Origin of the sequence: Mycobacterium ulcerans subsp. shinshuense, from assembly GCF_002355775.1 — a bacterium.
Lineage (GTDB): Bacteria > Actinomycetota > Actinomycetes > Mycobacteriales > Mycobacteriaceae > Mycobacterium > Mycobacterium marinum.
Map to the genome: position 1 here is coordinate 4,531,763 of NZ_AP017624.1, position 19,128 is coordinate 4,550,890.

The following is a 19,128-nucleotide window of genomic DNA, read 5'->3' on the forward strand; positions in this document are numbered from 1 at the left end:
GTCTGCATAACGACACGCCGCTTTGGCGGGCATTCTGCGCACGTTCGGGCGCACTAGCGGAAGTCACGGGAACGCGAGCCGACCGCCAGGCTGATGCGCCCCATCCGCTCCGCCACGACGGTGACTGCGCCACTGGCGTTTTGCACCTGACCACGGATGAGCAGTGCGGGCGCCGTATTCGCCAGTTTGCGATGCCGCATCCACACCCCCGGCGTACAGAGCACATTGACCATCCCGGTCTCGTCTTCCAGGTTGATGAACGTCACCCCCTGGGCCGTCGCGGGTCGCTGTCGATGGGTCACCGCGCCGGCGATCAGCACCCGCTCCCCGTCGGGCACCGAGAGCAGCGCAGCTGCGGCCAACACCCCCAAGGCGTCCAGGTCTGCTCGCAGAAACTGGGTCGGGTAGCTGTCCGGGGAGATGCCGGTGGCCCACACGTCGGAGGCGGCCAACTCCAGCTCACTCATTCCCGGCAGCGTCGGGATGTGCGATGACGAGCCCACCCCGGGCAACCGGTCCGGCCGTTGGGTGGCCGCGGCCCCGGCCGCCCACAGCGCCTCCCGCCGCGACATCCCGAAACAGCCCAGCGCTCCAGCCGTCGCCAGCGCTTCGGTCTGCGACACGCTGAGCTGCACTCGCGATGTCAGATTCAGCAGGGAAGCGAACGGCCCGTTGTCGTTTCGTTCCGCGACCAGACTTTCGGCGAGGTCATCTCCGATATGGCGGACGGCTCCCAGACCGAGGCGGACCTGCATTCCGGCATTCTCCAGAGTGGCGTGTGCCAGGCTCGCATTGACATCGGGCCCGTGCACCAATACACCGTGCCGGCGGGCGTCGGCCACCAGCGACTGTGGTGAATAGAAGCCCATCGGCTGAGCCCGCAGTAACGCGGCGCAGAACGCCGCGGGGTGGTGCAACTTGAACCACGACGAATAGAACACCAGCGACGCGAAGGACAGTGCATGGCTTTCGGGGAAACCGAAATTCGCGAACGCCTCCAGCTTTTCGTAGATCCGATCGATCACCTCGTCCGGGGCGCCATGCAGCGCGCGCATACCGTCGTAGAACCGGCCGCGCAGTCGGCGCATGCGCTCGGTCGAGCGCTTGGATCCGATGGCACGCCGCAGCTGGTCGGCCTCGGCGGCGGAGAAGCCCGCGCAATCGACGGCCAACTGCATCAGCTGTTCTTGGAAAAGCGGCACTCCCAGCGTCTTACGCAACGCCGATTCCATGGACGGGTGCTCGTAGACGACCGGGTCGATACCGTTGCGCCGCCGGATGTAGGGGTGTACCGACCCGCCCTGAATGGGCCCGGGCCGGATCAGCGCGACCTCTACCACCAGGTCATAGAACACTCGGGGCTTGAGTCTGGGCAACGTGGCCATCTGAGCCCGTGACTCCACCTGGAACACACCGACGGAATCGGCACGGGCCAGCATCTCGTACACCGCCGGTTCGGAAAGGTCCAGCCGGGCCAGATCCACTTCGATGCCTTTGTGCTCGGCCACCAGGTCTCTCGCGTAATGCAGAGCCGAGAGCATGCCCAGCCCGAGCAGGTCGAATTTCACCAACCCGATTGCCGCGCAGTCGCCTTTATCCCACTGCAAAACACTGCGATCGGCCATGCGCGCCCATTCCACCGGGCACACGTCGGCGATCGGGCGGTCGCAGATCACCATGCCACCGGAATGAATACCCATATGCCGTGGCAGATTCCGAATCTGGGCTGCCAGATCGATCACCTGCTCGGGAATGCCCTCGACATCGTCGGGCGTCGCGTTCCAGTGGCCGATCTGTTTACTCCAGGCATCCTGCTGGCCCTGCGAGAAGCCCAGCGCGCGAGCCATATCGCGCACCGCGCTGCGCCCCCGGTAGGTGATGACGTTGGCGACTTGAGCGGCATAGTCCCGGCCATATTTGTTGTAGACGTACTGAATGACCTTTTCCCGCTGATCCGACTCGATGTCGATATCGATGTCGGGCGGTCCGTCGCGCTCGGGTGACAAGAAGCGTTCGAACAGGAGCTCGTTGGCTATCGGATCCACAGCGGTGACACCGAGGGCATAACAGACCGCGGAGTTGGCCGCCGATCCCCTGCCCTGGCACAGAATGTCGTTACGTCGGCAAAACTGGGTGATGTCGTGTACTACCAGGAAATAGCCCGGGAAGCTCAGTTGTGCAATGACTTTCAGCTCATGCTCGATCTGGGCGTAAGCTTTCCTGGCCCGCGGCGACCGCTCGGTCGAACCGTAGCGCTCGCGGGCACCCGACATGACCAACGACCGCAACCAACTGTCCTCGGTGTGCCCGTCGGGAACATCGAACGGCGGCAGCCGCGGCGCGATGAGCGCCAGCCCGAACGCGCACTGCTCGCAGAGTTCGGCGGCGGCGGTCACCACGTCGGGCCGCTGCGCGAACAGCCGGGCCATTTCCGCGCCGGAGCGCAGATGCGACCCGCCCAGCGGCGCCAGCCACCCGGCCGCGGAGTCCAGGGACTGGCGGGCCCGGATGGCGCCCATCGCCATGGCCAGCCGGCTGCGCGCCGGATGGGCGAAATGCGCCCCGGTCGTGGCAACGACGCCAACACCAAAGCGGGGCGCCAGCCCGGCCAGCATCGCGTTGTTCTCGTCGTCGAGCGGGTGACCGTGGTGGGTTAGCTCGACGCTGACCCGGCCGGCCGTGAACCGGTCCACCAGATCGGCCAGCGCCCGCTCCGCCGCATCCGGCCCACCTTGACGAAGGGCTTGGCGCACATGACCTTTCCGGCATCCGGTCAGGATGTGCCAGTGCCCGCCCGCGGCCTCGGTCAGCGAGTCGAAGTCGTAGCGTGGCTTGCCCTTCTCACCGCCGGCCAGATGCGCCGCGGCCAGTTGCCGTGACAGCCGTCGATAGCCTTCCGGACCTCGGGCCAGCACCAGTAGATGCGGTCCGGGCGGATCCGGCTGCTCGGCGCGGGCCTCCGGCCCCAGCGACAGCTCGGCACCGAACACGGTGCGCACGCCGAGCCCGCTGGCCGCTTCGGCGAACCGCACCGCCCCGTACAGGCCGTTGTGATCGGTCAGCGCCAGGGCGCGCAGATCCAGGCGGGCAGCTTCCTCGACCAACTCTTCCGGCGTGCTGGCGCCATCGAGAAAGCTGTACGCCGAATGCGCATGCAACTCGGCGTATGCGATGGACGAGTCGACCCGGTTGGCGTCCGGCTTGGGCGCATACGTCTCGCGCTTGCGCGACAACGGACCGTCCCACCCGGCCTCGGCCGTGGGGCCGGCCGCATCCGGCACGCCGGCATGACGCGGCTTGCCATCCAGCACCCGCTCCATTTCCGCCCAACTCGGCGGGCCATTGCCCCAGCCCACACCCACAGCTTATCGAAAATATGTTCGAATGCCGAGGGGGGTCGGAGCGAGCGATCGCTCAGCATAAAAGTGAGACATATCACCGCTGTTAAACACATCTTTAACTGAAAAACACGTTCTTAACCTGGCAGGCCTATCGCGCCCAACGCATCGGGACAGATACTGGTACTGATTCACAAACTGACGGGTGGGGACTTGTGATAGCACAATTGACGACACTGGACGCTGGCCTGCGCAGGGCCCAAGAACCGGACTGGGACGCAAGCCTGGCAATCGGCGCAGTCGCCGTGATCAACGGCGCCGTTCCCGACTTCGAACTTCTCAAAACGACTCTGGCACAGCGGCTTAGGTGAATCCCCCGGCACGCGCAGGTGCTGCGGACGCAGTGGATCGACCAACCCGAATTCGATTTTGACGCGCACATCCAACGGGCGGCGCTGCCCGAGCCGGGCGACGAAGCGGAACTGTTTCGGGCCATCGCACACGCCCTGGAACGCCCCCTCGACTTGGACCGTCCGCTCTGGGAATGCTGGGTAATCGAGGGCCTCGAGCACAATCGGTGGGCGATCCTGCTCAAGCTCCACCACAGCATGGCTGACGGTATTTCGGCGGTCCAGATCCTGACCAGACTCTGCGACGACGCCGACCACACCGGCGCAAATCATGTTGCCGTTAAACCGGTTCCGGATTCAGATGCGGGCGCGCGCAGCTGGCCGGACTCCCTGGCCACAAACATCGTCAAGGCGGCCGCGCGTGCCGTCAGCTGGCCCACGATGTGGTTGTCGTCGGTCGATTCGCCGATCACCATGCGCCACTACACCGCGGTTCGCTTTGCGCTCGCCGACGTGGACCGGGTGTGCCGCAAGTTCGGGGTAACCGCCAACGATGTTGCGCTGGCAGCCATCAGCGAGGGCTTTCGAACGATGCTGCTGCACCGCGGTGAACAGCCCCGCGCCGACTCACTGCGCACGCTGGAGAAACCCGCCAACCAGATCTCGGCCCTGCTGCCTTACCTGCCGGTCGACCAGAACGACCCGATCACCCGACTGCGCACCGTGCACAGCCAGCTGAACCCGGCCCCGGCCGCGGTCCGCACAAAATCCGCCAGTCTTGCCGATTACACGCCTCTTGCATTGTGCACCAAAGCTATTCAGACCTTGGTACGTCTCCCCCAGCGAAGTGTCGTGACGCTGGCAACCGATGCACCAGCGCCGCGCCACCGGCTCCAGCTGATGGGACAACCGATGGAGCAGGTGCTGCCGATCCCGCCGACTGCTCTGCAGCTGAGCACCGGAGTTGCCGTGCTCTGCTACGACGACGAGCTGGTATTCGGTATCACCGCCGACTACCAGGCCGCGACCAACCTGCGACAGCTTGCCGCCGGTATCGAACGGGGGATGGCGCAGCTGGTGGCACTCAGCCAGGACTCCGTTCTGCTGTTCGGCAAAGATCGCCGCAAGCGCAGGCACCGTAGCCGGCCCGGCGGGGTGGCGGGGCGGACGTTGGTGTCGCCGGCCCGGGTGCGACGCTGACCCGAACCGACCCGTAAAAGACGGCATTGCCCACCATGAGAAGGTGGGATCATGTCGGTCACCATCGACCCGCGCCGCCATGATGCCGTCTTGTTCGACACCGCATTGAACTCGACACAAGCACTGGTCCGGCAACTTCAGCAAGCCCGCGTCGGCACCGCCACCTTTGCCTCCGGCGGTGGCGGGCACGACGCCGCGATCCAGGCCCTGATCGAATCGGCCGACCGCGTCGGCGCGCGGCCCGGCCGCTGCGTGGTCATCACCGCAGACGCGGCGAGCGTAGCCGCCGCCCGCGACAGCGGATTCGCGCTGGTGATCGGGGTGGACCAGGCCGGGCACCGCGACGCCCTACCTGACCACGGCGCCGACACCGTCCTCGCCGATCTGGACGAGGTGCGGGTGCGCGCCGGCGACCGGCACATGTCCGAGCTTCCCGACGCATTGCAGGCACTCGGACGACCCGACGGCCTGACCGTGCCGCGGCCCGCGGTCTTCTTCGATTTCGATGGCACGTTGTCCGAGATCGTCGACGATCCGGATGCGGCCACGCCGACGGCCGGCGCCGTGGCGGCACTGCAACAGTTGGCCGCGCAGTGTCCGGTAGCGATACTCAGCGGCCGCGACCTCGCCGACGTATCCCAACGCGTGGGACTGCCCGGAATCTGGTATGCGGGCAGTCATGGGTTCGAGCTGACCGCGCCGGACGGAACGCATCACCAGAACGAGGCCGCCGCGGCGGCGATACCGGTGCTCGAACAGGCGGCCGCCCAGCTTCGCGACCGGCTCGGGTCCATCCCCGGGGTGATGGTGGAGCACAAGCGGTTCGGCGTGGCCACCCACTACCGCAATGCCGCCCGCAACCGGGTGGGCGAGATCGCTGCGGTGGTGCGTGCCGCGGGCCAGCGCGACGGGCTGCGGGTGACGACCGGCCGCGAGGTGATCGAACTGCACCCGGACATCGACTGGGACAAGGGCAAGACGCTGCGCTGGGTAATCGATCACCTGCCTGATCAGCGGGCCGCTCCCCTGGTGCCGATCTATCTCGGTGACGACATCACCGACGAGGACGCGTTCGACGCGGTAGGCCCCAATGGCGTTGCGATCATGGTGCGGCACAACGAAGATGGCGATCGCGCCACCGCCGCACTGTTCGCGCTCGAGAGTCCGGCTCGGGTTGCCGAGTTCACCGGACGGTTGGCGAGCCAGCTGTCGACGCTTGGGTGAAACGGCTGACGACTCAGCCCTGCACGTATTCCACCGCACCGTCATCGAGCACCACCCGGGCGTCGGACCCATCGGTGCCGGCCACCACGGTGCGATACACCGCCTTGCCCGGCTCGGTGCGCCAGATCAGCGTGGTCAGCGTTTCGCCGGGAAACACCGGCTTGGTGAACCGCGCGTCGATCGAGGTGATGTTGGCGGCCACCCCGCCGCCCAGCTCGGCCACCAGCGCCCGCCCCGCCACGCCGTAGGTGCACAGCCCGTGCAGAATCGGCTTGGGGAACCCAGCCAATTCCTTGGCGAACCAGGGGTCACTGTGCAGCGGATTGCGATCGCCGGAGAGCCGGTAGATCAGTGCCTGGTCTTCCCGGGTCGGCAGGACAACCCGGGCATCAGGCTCGCGATCGGGAATTTCCGGTGCGGCCGGACGCTCACCCGGCACTCCCCCGAACCCGCCCGCCTGGCGAATGACCAGCGTGGTGAACGTCTCGGCGATCAGGGTTCCGGTTTCTGGATCGGTGCCACGGCCGCGCAGCATGATGACCGCGTTCTTGCCCTCGCCCTTGTCCTGGATGTCGGCAACCTCGGAGACCACCGACAGCTTTCCCGCGGCGGGCAGGGGCGCATGCAGGCGGATGCCCTGGGAGCCGTGCAAGAGCATGGCGTGGTTGAACGTGCCGATCTTGCCCGCCGCCCCGAATGCCGGGCAACAGATCACCGCGTAGGTTGGCAGCACCTGCTGCGCGATGTCGTGGCTGTTCTCAGTGGTGAACGACAAGTCGTCGATACCCGCGCCGACGCCCAGTGCGTAGAGCAGCGTCTCCCGGTCTTTCCACTCGCACGACATCGGCTCGGTCGTCGCGCCAACGGCACCCGGATCGATCGCCATGCGGGTCTCCTCTCGATTGGGAAATTCGAGCCTTTTCTGCAGTCAACCATCGCAAACCCTTCCCACCGGTGCGGTCGGTAGGGCAGGCTATCGCCATGGCCAAGCGCAGCATGATCTGGAACACCTCCAAAGTCCTAGCTCTACTCGCCACGGCAATGCTGCTCGGCGCCTGCGGCGGCGGAAGCCCCCAGGCCCGCAGCATCACGCTGACCTTCATTCGCAATGCACAATCGCAGGCCGACGCCGAGGGGATCATCGCTACCGAGTTGCCTGGAACCGGACTGAGCTCCGACGGTAAAGATCAAGCGCAGCAGCTGACCCATCAGTTTGGGCGCAGCGAATTCGACAGCATCTACACATCGCCGATGGAGGCCGCCCAGCAGACCGCCGCTCCCCTGGCCAGGGAGTTGAGCAAGCAAGCCGAGATCGTTCCGGGCCTGCAGTCCATCGATGCCGGCTGGTACAACGGCAAACCCGATTCGATGGCCGACCGCACCTACATGGTGGCGCCGGTCAGCTGGATCGACGGCAACGTCGAAGCCAGCATCCCCGGGTCAACCTCGGGCAGCGATTTCAACAGCCGATTCACCGGCGCCATCCGCAAGATCTACGACGGCGGCCACAACAAGCCGGTCGTGTTCTCCCAAGGCACGGCGATCATGGTGTGGACGCTGATGAACGTGAAAAACCCCAAGACCAACCTGCTCAACACCCATCCCCTACCGAACATCGGCCGCGTGGTGATCAGCGGCAATCCGGCAACCGGCTGGAAGCTGGTGGACTGGGACGGCATCCGTAACTTCGGCTGACCGGTTGACGGGTGCGGCCGCGGCCGCCACCATGGCTGCATGCGGTATGTCGTTACCGGCGGTACCGGGTTTATTGGGCGCCGCGTCGTGTCCCGTCTGCTACAGAGCGACGCCGACGCACGGGTGTGGGTCCTGGTACGGCGCCAATCGCTGAGTCGTTTCGAACGCCTCGCCACCGACTGGGGCGATCGGGTCAAACCCTTGGTCGGCGAGTTACCTGAGCTGCCGGTGACCGAGCAGATCAGCGCCGAACTGGGGCAGATCGACCATGTCGTGCACTGCGCGGCGGTCTATGACATCACCGCCGGGGAGGACCAACAGCGGGCCGCCAACGTCGATGGAACCCGCGCCGTGATCGAGCTGACCCGGCGACTGGACGCGACATTGCACCACGTGTCGTCGATCGCCGTGGCCGGCGACTTCGCCGGCGAGTACACCGAGGCCGACTTCGACGTCGGCCAGCAGCTGCCCAGTCCGTACCACCGGACCAAGTTCGAGGCCGAATTGCTGGTGCGCTCCAGCACCGGGCTGCGGTACCGCATCTACCGCCCGGCGGTCGTGGTCGGCGACTCACGCACCGGCGAGATGGACAAGATCGACGGCCCGTACTACTTCTTCGGCGTACTGGCCCGGCTGGCCGCGCTGCCGTCACTGACCCCGATCCTGTTGCCCGACACCGGACGCACCAACATCGTCCCGGTCGACTACGTGGTGGATGCGCTCGTCGCCCTGATCCACGAGGACAACATGGCATTCCCGAACGGGCGGACCTTCCATCTGACCGCACCACAATCGGTGGGATTGCGCGGCATCTACCAAGCAGTGACCAAGGAGGCCGGACTGCCCCCGGCGCGGGGGGTACTCCCCGGCTCGGTGGTCACCCCGGTGCTCAAGGCACGGGGCCGCGCGAAGGTGCTGCGCAACATGGCGGCCACCCAGCTGGGGATTCCCTCCGAAATCTTCGACGTCTTGGACCTCAAGCCCACCTTCATCAGCGACGAAACGCAGAAAGCGTTGCGCGGCAGCGGTGTGCGACTGCCCGACTTCGCCGGCTACGCCCCCAAGTTGTGGCGCTATTGGGCCCAACACCTTGACCCCGACCGTGCCCTCCGCGACGATCCGAGGGGCCCGCTGGTGGGCCGGCACGTCATCATCACCGGGGCATCCAGCGGCATCGGGCGAGCTTCGGCGCTCGCGGTCGCGCAACGGGGCGGATGCGTATTCGCGTTGGCCCGCAACGCCGACGCGCTCGACCAACTGGTCGCCGAGATCCGCGCGGGCGGCGGCCAGGCCTACGCTTTCACCTGCGACATCACCGACTCCACCTCCGTCGAACACACCGTCAAAGACATCCTGGGCCGCTTCGGACATGTCGACTACCTGGTCAACAACGCCGGCCGGTCGATTCGCCGCTCGGCGGTCAACTCCACCGACCGCTTGCACGACTACGAACGGGTGATGGCCGTCAACTATTTCGGCGCGGTCCGGATGGTGCTGGCGCTGTTGCCACACTGGCGCGAACGACGTTTCGGGCATGTCGTCAACGTTTCCAGCGCCGGGGTGCAGGCTCGCAACCCCAAGTACAGCTCGTATCTGCCCAGCAAGGCGGCGCTGGACGCGTTCGCCGACGTGGTCGCCTCCGAGACGCTGTCCGACCACGTCACCTTCACCAACATCCACATGCCTCTGGTAGCCACCCCGATGATCGTGCCGTCGCGACGGCTCAACCCGACGCCCGCGATCAGTGCCGAGCACGCGGCCGCCATGGTGGTGCGCGGACTCGTCGAGAAGCCGGCGCGAATCGATACCCCGCTGGGCACGCTCGCCGAAGTCGGCAACTACGTCGCACCGAAACTGTCCCGGCGGATTCTGCATCAGCTCTATCTGGGCTACCCGGATTCTGCTGCAGCACAAGGAATCTCGCCGCTCAATGACGCTCAGGAGCACCGGCCGGTGCGCCGCCCCAAGCGGCCGGCCCTAGCCGTGACGGGCATGCGGATCCCCAAACCCGTCAAACGGCTCGTTCGGTTGGCACCCGGCGTGCACTGGTAAGCGGACTCCCGATTCCGGCCCGGCCGCGGCGTATCGTTGCCGCGGTGAACCCCGTGTTCGTCGACGCCGACACCGGCATCGACGACGCGCTGGCGTTGATATATCTGTTGGCCAGCACCGACGCCGATCTGGTGGGCATCGCATCGACGGGTGGAAACACCTCGGTCGATCAAGTGTGCACGAACAACCTCGGTGTGCTCGAACTGTGCCGGGCCGGTGACATACCGGTGGCAAGAGGCGCCGACCAACCACTAACCGGGCAGTGGCCGCATCGGGCAAACACGCACGGCCCCAAAGGTTTAGGGTATGCCGAGCTACCCCCGACCAACCGGGAGCTGGCCACCTATGACGCCGCGGCGGCTTGGGTGCGAATGGCACACGCCTATCGCGGAAAACTGACCGGACTGGTCACCGGACCGCTGACCAACCTGGCGCGAGCGCTGCGCGCCGAACCCGCATTGCCGGCGATGCTGAGCCGGCTGGTGATCATGGGCGGGATGTTCGACGCGGACGGCAACGATGTCGGGGCCGACTGGAACATCAGGGTGGACCCGGAGGCCGCCAGCGAGGTGTTCGCGGCCTGGACAGGGCAACAACGACTTCCAATCGTGTGCAGCTTGAACCTGACCCGCAAGGTTGCGATGACACCGGACATCCTCGCCAGGCTGACCTGCGCCGCCGGCCCGTCCGCGTTGACCCGGGTGATCCAGGACGCGATGCGGTTCTACTTCGAGTCCCACCGGGACCGCGGATTTGGATATCTGGCGTATCTGCACGATCCGCTGGCGGCCGCGATTGCACTCGACCCGCAGCTGGTGACGACCCAGGTGGCGACGGTGGACGTGGTGTTGGCGGATATTCCGACGCGCGGCATGACGGTTGCCGACCGGTCGGGGAAGCACCCTCCCAACGCGCGGATCGGGGTCAGCGTCGACCCGGCCGTGTTCTTCGAGAGGTTCATCCAACGAGTCGCAGCGTTCGCGCGCCGAGCGTGAACTGGCTGCGAAACTACGGCCGGATTTTCACACCGGCGTCACGCTGGACGCGGCTAAGACTGGTCTGCGGTGTCACTCGTAACTCCCTTCGAGGTACCACCGCCGCTGCCGATAGCACAGCAGTAGCGCGCGCTCGTCCCCCAGCAGCACCTGGGCGCGGGCGGTGCGGCCTTTACCGAGATCGGGGTCCCACCACCGTTCGTCGACTGGCCAAGGTCCGGCCCACCAGTGCAGCCGGTCATCACGGCCGCCGACGACCAGTCTCGCGGGGGCAGTGGAGAACATCCCCCGGCTGGTTACCCGTACCGGATTTCCTTGGACATCAAGCAATTCCACCGGGTCGTCGAGCAATACCGCCGGCGAGGGCGCGGGTAACTGCCCTGGCCAGGGCTGCCCCGGATCGGCCTGCGGCACCGGCTCATCGCCCAGCGCGGTCAACGTGATGCGCTCGGTCGGCCCGCGACCGCCGGACAGCACCGGCACCTGAACCGCCTCCGGACCGAGCAGGCCTTGCACCCGTACCAGCGCGCGACGGGCCCGAAGCCTGTCCTCTTCGCCCAAACCACCCCACAACGGCAACTGCAGCGCTTCAGCGGACACCACTTCGAGCGCCTGCAGACGCAACTGCGTCACTGGCGCGGTGGGCCGGTTCCTGGCGTTGCGACTGCTCAGCCATCCGTCCAGCTGCCAGCGCACCCGGTCCGCGGTGGCCTCCTCGGTCAACGGCTCGGCACACCGCCACACCCGGGTGCGCTCTTCACCGCTGTCGGTGACGGCGTGAATGGCCAGCCGGGTGCACCCCACTCCGGCGGCCAGCAACGCCTGGTGCAGCTCACTGGCCAGCGCCCGGCCGGCGAATGCCGCGGCGTCGACCCGATCGATCGGCGGATCGCAGCGCAGCACCGCCCCGAGTTCCGGCGGTGGTTCGCACCCGGAGGGAAGGCGTTCGGGCTCGCCGCGGGCGAACCGGTGTGCGGCCACCGCGTCAGCGCCGAACCGGGAAGCGACGTCGGTGCGGGAGAGCGCGGCAAATTGTCCGACGGTACGAATCCCCATCCGCCACAACAAATCCGTCAGTTCGTCACGCCCGGGTCCGGACAGGCTCGGCTCGGCGGCGAGCTGACGGACCGAAAGGGCCGACAGAAACCGTGCATCGTGTCCCGGTTCCACCACACGCCCGGCCCGCGCGGCGAAGACCGCGGTGGACAACCGATCGGCAATCCCGACCTGGCACTCGGCGCCGGCGGCGGCCACCGCGTCGATCAACCGCTCGGCCGCCTGCTGCTCAGAACCGAAGAATCGCGCCGCTCCTCGCACCGGCAGCACCAGGAGCCCGGGACGCAGCACCTCGGCGCGGGGCACCAGATCGTCTACCGCCGCGACCACCCCTTCGAAGAAGCGAGCATCACGGTCGGCGTCGGCGGTCGCGATGTGCAGTTGCGGGCAACGGGCCGCCGCCTCCCGGCGCCGCAGCCCGCGCCGCACTCCAACCGCACGTGCTGTCGACGAGCAGGCAATCACCCGGTTTGCCAAAGTAACCGCGACCGGCGCCGTCACGGGCTGATCCGCGGCGGCCGCGGCCGCGACGGCGGGCCAGTCCATGCACCAGATCGCCAACACTCGGGAAGGGGGCCCTGAATTCACCCGAACTCACCCCGTTCGCACCCGACCGATCGATCGTCCCGCACATATCCCGCTGACCTGTAACCGCACGGCGCTGATGCGCCCGAATCCCGGTGTCGGCGCGCCCCGGTTACCCACCGTGATCTCATAGCCGCAAACCCGGGCCTCCAACCGCGTCGGTGCCCCCTCCCAGTCACCGTCGGTGACTAGCAGGGTGCAACCTCTATGACGGGCCCGGGCCACCACCGCCCGCGCCCGTGTCCGTGACACCCGCTGGCCATCAAGGCCGAGCACCACCAGGTCCATGCCATCGACGAGCACCGCCGCCACCTCCACCGGATCCGTTCCGGGATCCGGGATGACCGCGAGCCGGCTCAGATCGGCCCCCATCTCCACGGCGGCGAGCAGTCCGATATCCGGCTGGCCGACAATGGCGGCGTTGCCACCGGCCGCCGTCACCGCGGCCACCATGTTCAGCAGCAGTGACCGGGCCCCGGACAGCACCGCTACCGTGCCCCGGGGCAGGGCCACCCCAGCCACCCCAGCCGGAATCGCCAGCGGGTCAGCGGAAGGCTCGACGGCTTTCCCAGCCGGCTTCCCGGACAACACGGCGATCTGCCGACGCAGCGATTCCAGCTGTTCAGCGCGGTTTTCGTGCCGCCAATCGGAGGCCAAAGCCGTGGTCATGACAGGCCTCCTACCGATTTTCCAACCGAGCATTTTCGAAAGTATGTTCGATAGAGTCGAGTAAACACCGGGCCACGAACCCCGTCAAGACAGCCCTCAAACGCCCATGAGACGCTGCATTGTGCGGTCCCGAAGAACCCTCTCAGCGCTGGCGGCGTTCTTGGTGGCGTGCGGCGGCTCGTCTTCCTGGGTGGCGCCGGCCCCCGCCAGAGGCGAGGAACCAGCATGCCGGCCGGCGGAGATATTCGCCACCAACAACACCGCCGTCAGCACCGATCCCGACTCCAGCCAATCGCACGACCAGTTGCAGCTGTTCGAGATGCAAGCTGCCGCCACGATCGCGCAAAACGGTGCGGCGATGACGGGATCGAGACTGGTCAATGGGGTGCTGTGGTCAGACGAGCTGCACCAGAACACCTACGAGCGCTCGCGCGAATTCCACGTGTGCGTTGTCGATGCACCCACGTTGCACAACGTCGCCGAGGCACTGCGCAACCAATTCGACCAGGGATCTGTGCTGACCTTCGAATACCTACCGCAAGGTGCGCCCGCGGCGAATGCCTTCACCATTGACGTGCCGGACATCGATGCCCCGCGCTTGGGCCAGGCGCTGATGGCAGATGCGGTTGCCCGGGACCGACTGCTGGGCGGATCGATCAGCACTGACGACCACACCCTGATCCTGGTCGCCGGCAACGATGATGTGGATATCGCACGTCGGCTCGTCAACGAGGCCGGGGGCTGCTGGCGCACCGCGACCATCACCTACGGCAGGCGCGAACTCGTCGAGACTTAAACCACCGCGACTCGCGCCGGCGCGTCTTCGCAACCGGTTAAGTGTCGCGGCTCTCTTATTCCCACTCTTATTCCCACTCTTATTCCCACTCTTATTCCCACTCGATGGTGCCCGGCGGCTTGCTGGTGACATCCAGCACCACGCGGTTGACCTCGGGCACCTCGTTGGTGATGCGGGTCGAGATGCGCTCGAGCACCTCGAAGGGCACCCGGGTCCAGTCAGCGGTCATGGCGTCCTCGCTGGACACCGGCCGCAGCACGATCGGATGCCCGTAGGTGCGGTTGTCGCCCTGCACTCCGACCGAGCGGACATCGGCCAGCAGCACCACCGGACACTGCCAGATCTGGTTGTCCAGGCCCGCCGCGGTCAACTCCTCGCGCGCGATCGAGTCGGCGCGACGCAGCGTGTCCAGCCGCTGCCCGGTGACCTCCCCGACGATCCGGATGCCCAAGCCCGGCCCCGGAAAAGGTTGGCGCGCAACGATCTCCTCCGGCAGACCCAACTCCCGCCCGACCGCGCGCACCTCGTCCTTGAACAGCAGCCGCAACGGCTCGACCAGGGTGAACTTCAGATCGTCGGGCAGACCGCCGACATTGTGGTGGCTCTTGATGTTGGCGGTGCCGCTGCCTCCGCCGGATTCCACCACGTCCGGATACAGCGTGCCCTGCACCAGAAACTCGATGTCGCGGCCATCCAGCACATCGCGCACCGCGCCCTCGAACGCCCGGATGAACTGGCGACCGATGATCTTGCGCTTGCCCTCGGGGTCGGTCACACCCGACAGGGCCGCCAGGAAGGTGTCGGCCACGTCGACGGTGACCAGATTGGCCTTGGTCGCGGCCACGAAGTCGCGCTCCACCTGCGCACGCTCGCCGGCACGCAACAACCCGTGATCGACGAAGACACAGGTCAACCGGTCACCGATGGCGCGTTGCACCAGCGCCGCGGCCACCGCGGAATCCACCCCACCGGACAGTCCGCAGATGGCGTGGCCATCGCCGATCTGCGTGCGTACCTGCTCGATCAGCGCATTGGCGATATTGGCGGGGGTCCACCGGGCGCCGATCCCGGCGAAGTCATGCAGAAACCGGCCGAGGATCTGTTGCCCGTGCGGGGTGTGCATCACCTCCGGGTGATATTGCACCCCGGCCAGGCGTCGCTCCCGGTTCTCGAAGGCGGCCACCGCGGCACCGGCGCTGCTGGCCACGACCTCGAATCCGTCCGGGGCCGCGGTGACCGCGTCACCGTGGCTCATCCAGACCGGCTGGATGTCGGGCAAGTCTGAATGCAAGTCGCCGCCAAGGACTTTCAGCTCCGTCCGGCCGTACTCGCTGGTCCCGGTATGAGCGACCGTTCCGCCGAGCGCCTGTGCCATCACCTGGAAGCCATAGCAGATACCGAACACTGGCAGACCCAGGTCGAACAGCGCCGGATCAAGCTGCGGAGCGCCCGGCGCATACACGCTGGCCGGCCCCCCGGAAAGCACCAGCGCCAGCGGGTCACGGGCCTTGATCTCCTCGATCGAGGTGGTGTGCGGGATCACCTCCGAGAACACCCGCGCTTCCCGGACCCGGCGGGCGATCAATTGCGCATACTGCGCACCGAAATCCACCACCAACACCGGCCGGCCCACCGGTCCAGCCACATCGAGGTCAACGGGTTCTGCCACGGGCAATCAGTCTAGAGGCTGAGCACCAGCGGGTTCGCCGACCGGTGCTGCCTCACCCGCCGGCACCGATTCCCGACACTAGGACCGGCCGTCGGCGCCCCTGGCTCGCGGCGAATTCCCCGACAACGAAAACGCGGTGCACAGCGCGTCGATGGCGCCGGGGTCGCCATCGAAGTCGATCCGCCCCAGGGCCGCTTTTCGGGTGGCTTCGTCAGCCCCCAAACGGGCCGTGACAAGGTCTAGCGCAGCGGCGCTGATCGTCACCGTCGGGGCCCCGCGGGCGGGCCCGAGGCGACCGCGCTCCACCGCGAACTCGAAACGGCGCCCGTCGATCTCGGCACGGTAGGTCGCAGCCAATCCCGGGGCGCGGGCCGGGTCGAAGCCCAGCAGGATTCCGGCGAGGAAGCCGTTCAACGGCGAAACCACGCTCGAGTCGTCGATCGGATCAATGAGGTCCAGGCCGAACCACGCGAGGGTCTGCAAGACCGGCAACACCCGCCGCCAGCCGCCGTCGCTGAGGGTGTAGACGGTCCGCCCGATCGGCGGGGGCAATTCGGTTCGGTCGACGAGCCCGCGCTCTTGGAGCTCGGCGAGTCGCTGCGCCAGCAAGTTGGTGGCAATGCCGGCCAACTCGGCGCGCAGGTCGCCGTAGCGGCGGGGCCCGCCGACCAACTCGCGCAGGATCAGCAAGGTCCACCGCTCCCCGAGGATGTCGAGCCCGCGGGCGATGGGGCAGTTCTGGTTGTAGTTGCGGGCAGACACTGCGTCACCCTACCACCGTAGACACTTTATTCCAATCGCGGATTGATTTATCTGTCTATCAGCTTTAGCGTCTTGTCCATGCGTATTCAGCCCGTCTTCCGGGATCACCCGATCCTCGCGCTTGCCGTTATCTGCCTATCCGTCTTCGTGATCAGCGTGGACGCCACCATCGTCAACGTCGCCCTGCCCACGCTGTCGCGCGAACTGGGGGCAGATACCGCACAACTGCAGTGGATCGTCGACGCGTACACCCTGGTCATGTCGGGACTGCTGCTGTCGGCCGGCAGCCTTAGCGACCGCTACGGCAGGCGAGGCTGGCTCAGCGCCGGCCTCATCTTGTTCGCGCTCACTTCCGCCCTTGCCGCACAGGTGAATTCGGCGGATACGTTGGTTGCGGCGCGCGCCGCCATGGGCGTCGGAGCCGCGGTCATCTTTCCGGCCACGCTGGGATTGATCACCAACATCTTCACCGACCCGGTTCCGCGCGCCAAGGCGATCGGGCTGTGGACGGCCATGGTGGGCGTCGGGGTCGCGTCGGACCGATCACCGGCGGCTGGCTGCTCGAACACTTCTCCTGGGGCTCGATCTTTTTGGTGAACGTTCCGATTGCGGTCGCAGCCATGGCCGGCGCCATCCTGTTCGTACCGACCTCCCGCGACCCGGCGGCACCCCGCGTCGACGTTCCCGGCCTGATGCTGTCCGCGGTCGGCATCACGGCGCTGGTCTACACCATCATCGAAGCGCCCAACTGGGGATGGACCAGCACCCGCGCCAGCGGCGGCTTCATCGCGGCGGCAATCGTTCTGGTGGGATTCGCGCTGTGGGAGCGGCGCAGCAGCCATCCGATGTTGGACGTATCGGTGTTCGCCAACCGCCGGTTCTCCGGTGGCAGCCTGGCGGTGACCGCGGGCTTTTTGACGCTGTTCGGGTTCATCTTCGTCATCACCCAGTACTTCCAATTCATCAAGGACTACACGGCATTGCAGACCGGGGTGCGGTTGCTACCGGTCGCCCTCTCGATTGCACTGGCCGCCATCCTGGGACCCCGCCTGGTGGAACGGGTGGGCACCACCGCCGTGGTCGCCGCCGGCTTGGCGGTGTTCGCCGCCGCGCTGGCGTGGGCGTCCACGGCCGATGCGACAACCCCGTATACCCAGATCGCACTGCAGATGCTGCTGCTGGGCGGTGGCCTGGGCCTCACCACCGCGCCGGCCACCGAGGCGATCATGGGATCGTTGCCGGCCGACAGGGCCGGAGTCGGCTCGGCGGTCAACGACACCACCCGCGAACTCGGCGGCACCCTCGGCGTCGCCATCGCGGGCAGCGTCTTCGCATCCGCCTACTCCGGCCAGCTCGGCTCGGCGTCGGCCTTGGCCACCCTCCCGTCCGACGTGCGTTCGGCCATGAAAGGTTCGATGGCGGTGGCGCACAAGGTGATCGACCAGTTGCCGGCCGGACCGGCCGCCGGGGTACGCGACGCCGTCAATCATGCGTTCCTGGACGGCCTGCAGGTCGCAACCCTGGTTTGCGCCGGCATCGCACTGGCAGCGGCGATCGTTGTCGGCTGGCTACTGCCGGCCCGGGCCGGGCAACCGACACCAGCACAGACCGAGCCGGCACTCGCGCAGGTCTAACCGGCCGGGCCGGCCCGCAGGCACAACCACGCCGCGTCGGCAAGGATCGCCGCGTCAGCGGCATTCGGGGGGGCGGCGAGGTTGCCGAGCAACCAGGCCCGCACCAACTCCTGGGCCGGTCCCAGCCAGAGCGCCTGGCTGTGCGCCGGGCTCAGGGGGCGTAGCGCCCCGTAGTGAGCGTGCGGGCGCCACCACGTCTGCACGGCGGTCGCGAAGCGCTCGTTGTGCGACCTCAGCTCGTCGGCGGCCGCGCGGTGCACGGCGGGCTCGGTCATCGTGATGAGAAATCGCGCCATCTCCGGGTGCTCGGTGCACCAGCTCAGGTGCATGCCGACAATCCCGCGCACCGCCGACTCCGCATCCGGGTAGCGCGCCAGATCCTTGAGCAACGCCTGCTGGTAACGCGTTACGCAGTCGACGTAGACGGCCGCCGCCAGCACTTCCTTGCTCGGGAAATGGTGGAAAAAACTGCCATTGCTGACACCGGCATCGCGCTGGATCTGCCGCAGTGCGGTGGCGTCGATGCCTTGGCTGAGAAACCGATTCAGCGCGGCCTCGATGATCGCCGCGCGCCGATCACCGCCGGCACGGGCGGTTGTCCGGGTGGCGGCCATGCTCCTAGAGTAACACTCTAGAAAACTAGAGAATTACTCTAGGATTGCCCATGCACCGAGAACAGGCCATCGAGCTGGCCGAGCGGCTCCTGCAAGCCTGGAACACCCAGGAAGTGGACCGCGTCGTCGGCTGCTACACCGCCGACGTTCGCTATCGCGACCCGAACACCCGCGGCTTCGTGGAGGGGACTGAGGCCCTGCGCCACTACTTGACGAAGCTTTTCGACCGCTGGCGGATGCACTGGACCTTGCGAGAGGCCTATCCCCTGCGCCACGAGGACGGCGCCGCGGTGCTCTGGCGGGCCAGCTTTCGGTTCATCGGTCGTGATACCGAGGTCGAGATCGACGGCATGGATCTGGCTTTGACGCACGGCGATCGACTGAGCCGCAATGACGTCTACTTCGATCGCACGCCATTGCAGCGCCTGGCCACCCTCGCCGCCTGACCCCACCAGACAACGCATTTCCGGGCTTTTCCGGATCGTTGCA

General features: G+C 67.0%; 13 protein-coding genes and 2 pseudogenes. 8 read left to right on the top strand and 7 right to left on the bottom strand.

Annotated features, from left to right (window positions below):
* Positions 1-53: 53 nt before the first annotated feature.
* Positions 54-3,356: an error-prone DNA polymerase gene (locus SHTP_RS20235; protein ID WP_197706200.1), complete on the bottom strand. Its 3,303-nt coding sequence runs from the start codon at positions 3,354-3,356 to the stop codon at positions 54-56.
* Positions 3,357-3,556: 200 nt separating this feature from the next.
* On the opposite strand from SHTP_RS20235, the pseudogene SHTP_RS20240 reads away from it, so the two are divergent.
* Positions 3,557-4,888: pseudogene (locus SHTP_RS20240) on the top strand (wax ester/triacylglycerol synthase domain-containing protein).
* A 51-nt stretch (positions 4,889-4,939) separates the two neighbouring features.
* Complete coding sequence (gene otsB, locus SHTP_RS20245) at positions 4,940-6,112, top strand: trehalose-phosphatase (protein WP_096371598.1); 1,173 nt, start codon at positions 4,940-4,942, stop codon at positions 6,110-6,112.
* A gap of 13 nt (positions 6,113-6,125) precedes the next feature.
* On the opposite strand, the gene SHTP_RS20250 is transcribed toward otsB, so the two are convergent.
* Positions 6,126-6,998, bottom strand: coding sequence for a MaoC/PaaZ C-terminal domain-containing protein (locus SHTP_RS20250; RefSeq protein ID WP_096371599.1), 873 nt, complete (start codon positions 6,996-6,998; stop codon positions 6,126-6,128).
* A 95-nt stretch (positions 6,999-7,093) separates the two neighbouring features.
* Between SHTP_RS20250 and SHTP_RS20255 the strand changes: the two genes are divergently transcribed.
* From SHTP_RS20255 to SHTP_RS20265, 3 genes are read left to right on the top strand one after another with little or no spacing between them, the layout of a single operon-like run.
* Positions 7,094-7,807, top strand: coding sequence for a histidine phosphatase family protein (locus tag SHTP_RS20255; protein WP_015354756.1), 714 nt, complete (start codon positions 7,094-7,096; stop codon positions 7,805-7,807).
* Positions 7,808-7,846: 39 nt separating this feature from the next.
* Entirely contained in the window at positions 7,847-9,859 is a 2,013-nt protein-coding gene (locus SHTP_RS20260) for an SDR family oxidoreductase (protein ID WP_096371600.1), read from the top strand.
* A 44-nt stretch (positions 9,860-9,903) separates the two neighbouring features.
* Positions 9,904-10,854 carry a nucleoside hydrolase gene (locus SHTP_RS20265; RefSeq protein ID WP_015354755.1) on the top strand — a complete coding sequence of 317 codons (951 nt, stop codon included), beginning with the start codon at positions 9,904-9,906 and terminating at the stop codon, positions 10,852-10,854.
* A gap of 72 nt (positions 10,855-10,926) precedes the next feature.
* Here the strand turns inward: SHTP_RS20265 and SHTP_RS20270 are convergent, their stop codons facing one another.
* Both SHTP_RS20270 and SHTP_RS20275 read right to left on the bottom strand, forming a co-directional pair.
* Positions 10,927-12,456, bottom strand: a complete 1,530-nt coding sequence (locus SHTP_RS20270; protein WP_096372576.1) for a DNA polymerase Y family protein — start codon at positions 12,454-12,456, stop codon at positions 10,927-10,929.
* A gap of 48 nt (positions 12,457-12,504) precedes the next feature.
* Positions 12,505-13,164 (bottom strand): DnaE2-dependent mutagenesis accessory factor ImuA', encoded by a 660-nt coding sequence (locus SHTP_RS20275; protein ID WP_096371601.1) that lies wholly within the window; start codon positions 13,162-13,164, stop codon positions 12,505-12,507.
* 190 nt (positions 13,165-13,354) lie between these two features.
* Here SHTP_RS20275 and SHTP_RS20280 point away from each other — a divergent pair, with 190 nt between their 5' ends.
* On the top strand, positions 13,355-13,960 hold the full coding sequence (locus tag SHTP_RS20280) for a hypothetical protein (protein ID WP_231991658.1): 606 nt from the start codon (positions 13,355-13,357) through the stop codon (positions 13,958-13,960).
* 91 nt (positions 13,961-14,051) lie between these two features.
* On the opposite strand, the gene guaA is transcribed toward SHTP_RS20280, so the two are convergent.
* Together guaA and SHTP_RS20290 are read right to left on the bottom strand one after the other, a co-directional pair.
* On the bottom strand, positions 14,052-15,629 hold the full coding sequence (guaA, locus tag SHTP_RS20285) for a glutamine-hydrolyzing GMP synthase (RefSeq protein ID WP_020727355.1): 1,578 nt from the start codon (positions 15,627-15,629) through the stop codon (positions 14,052-14,054).
* 78 nt (positions 15,630-15,707) lie between these two features.
* Positions 15,708-16,391 carry a winged helix-turn-helix transcriptional regulator gene (locus tag SHTP_RS20290; protein WP_020727356.1) on the bottom strand — a complete coding sequence of 228 codons (684 nt, stop codon included), beginning with the start codon at positions 16,389-16,391 and terminating at the stop codon, positions 15,708-15,710.
* 78 nt (positions 16,392-16,469) lie between these two features.
* Here SHTP_RS20290 and SHTP_RS20295 point away from each other — a divergent pair.
* Positions 16,470-18,025: pseudogene (locus SHTP_RS20295) on the top strand (DHA2 family efflux MFS transporter permease subunit).
* Here SHTP_RS20295 and SHTP_RS20300 read toward each other — a convergent pair.
* Positions 18,022-18,639, bottom strand: coding sequence for a TetR/AcrR family transcriptional regulator (locus SHTP_RS20300; protein ID WP_012393028.1), 618 nt, complete (start codon positions 18,637-18,639; stop codon positions 18,022-18,024). The pseudogene SHTP_RS20295 and the gene SHTP_RS20300 overlap by 4 nt on opposite strands.
* A gap of 50 nt (positions 18,640-18,689) precedes the next feature.
* Between SHTP_RS20300 and SHTP_RS20305 the strand changes: the two genes are divergently transcribed.
* Positions 18,690-19,085, top strand: coding sequence for a nuclear transport factor 2 family protein (locus SHTP_RS20305; protein ID WP_096371603.1), 396 nt, complete (start codon positions 18,690-18,692; stop codon positions 19,083-19,085).
* Positions 19,086-19,128: the final 43 nt, after the last annotated feature.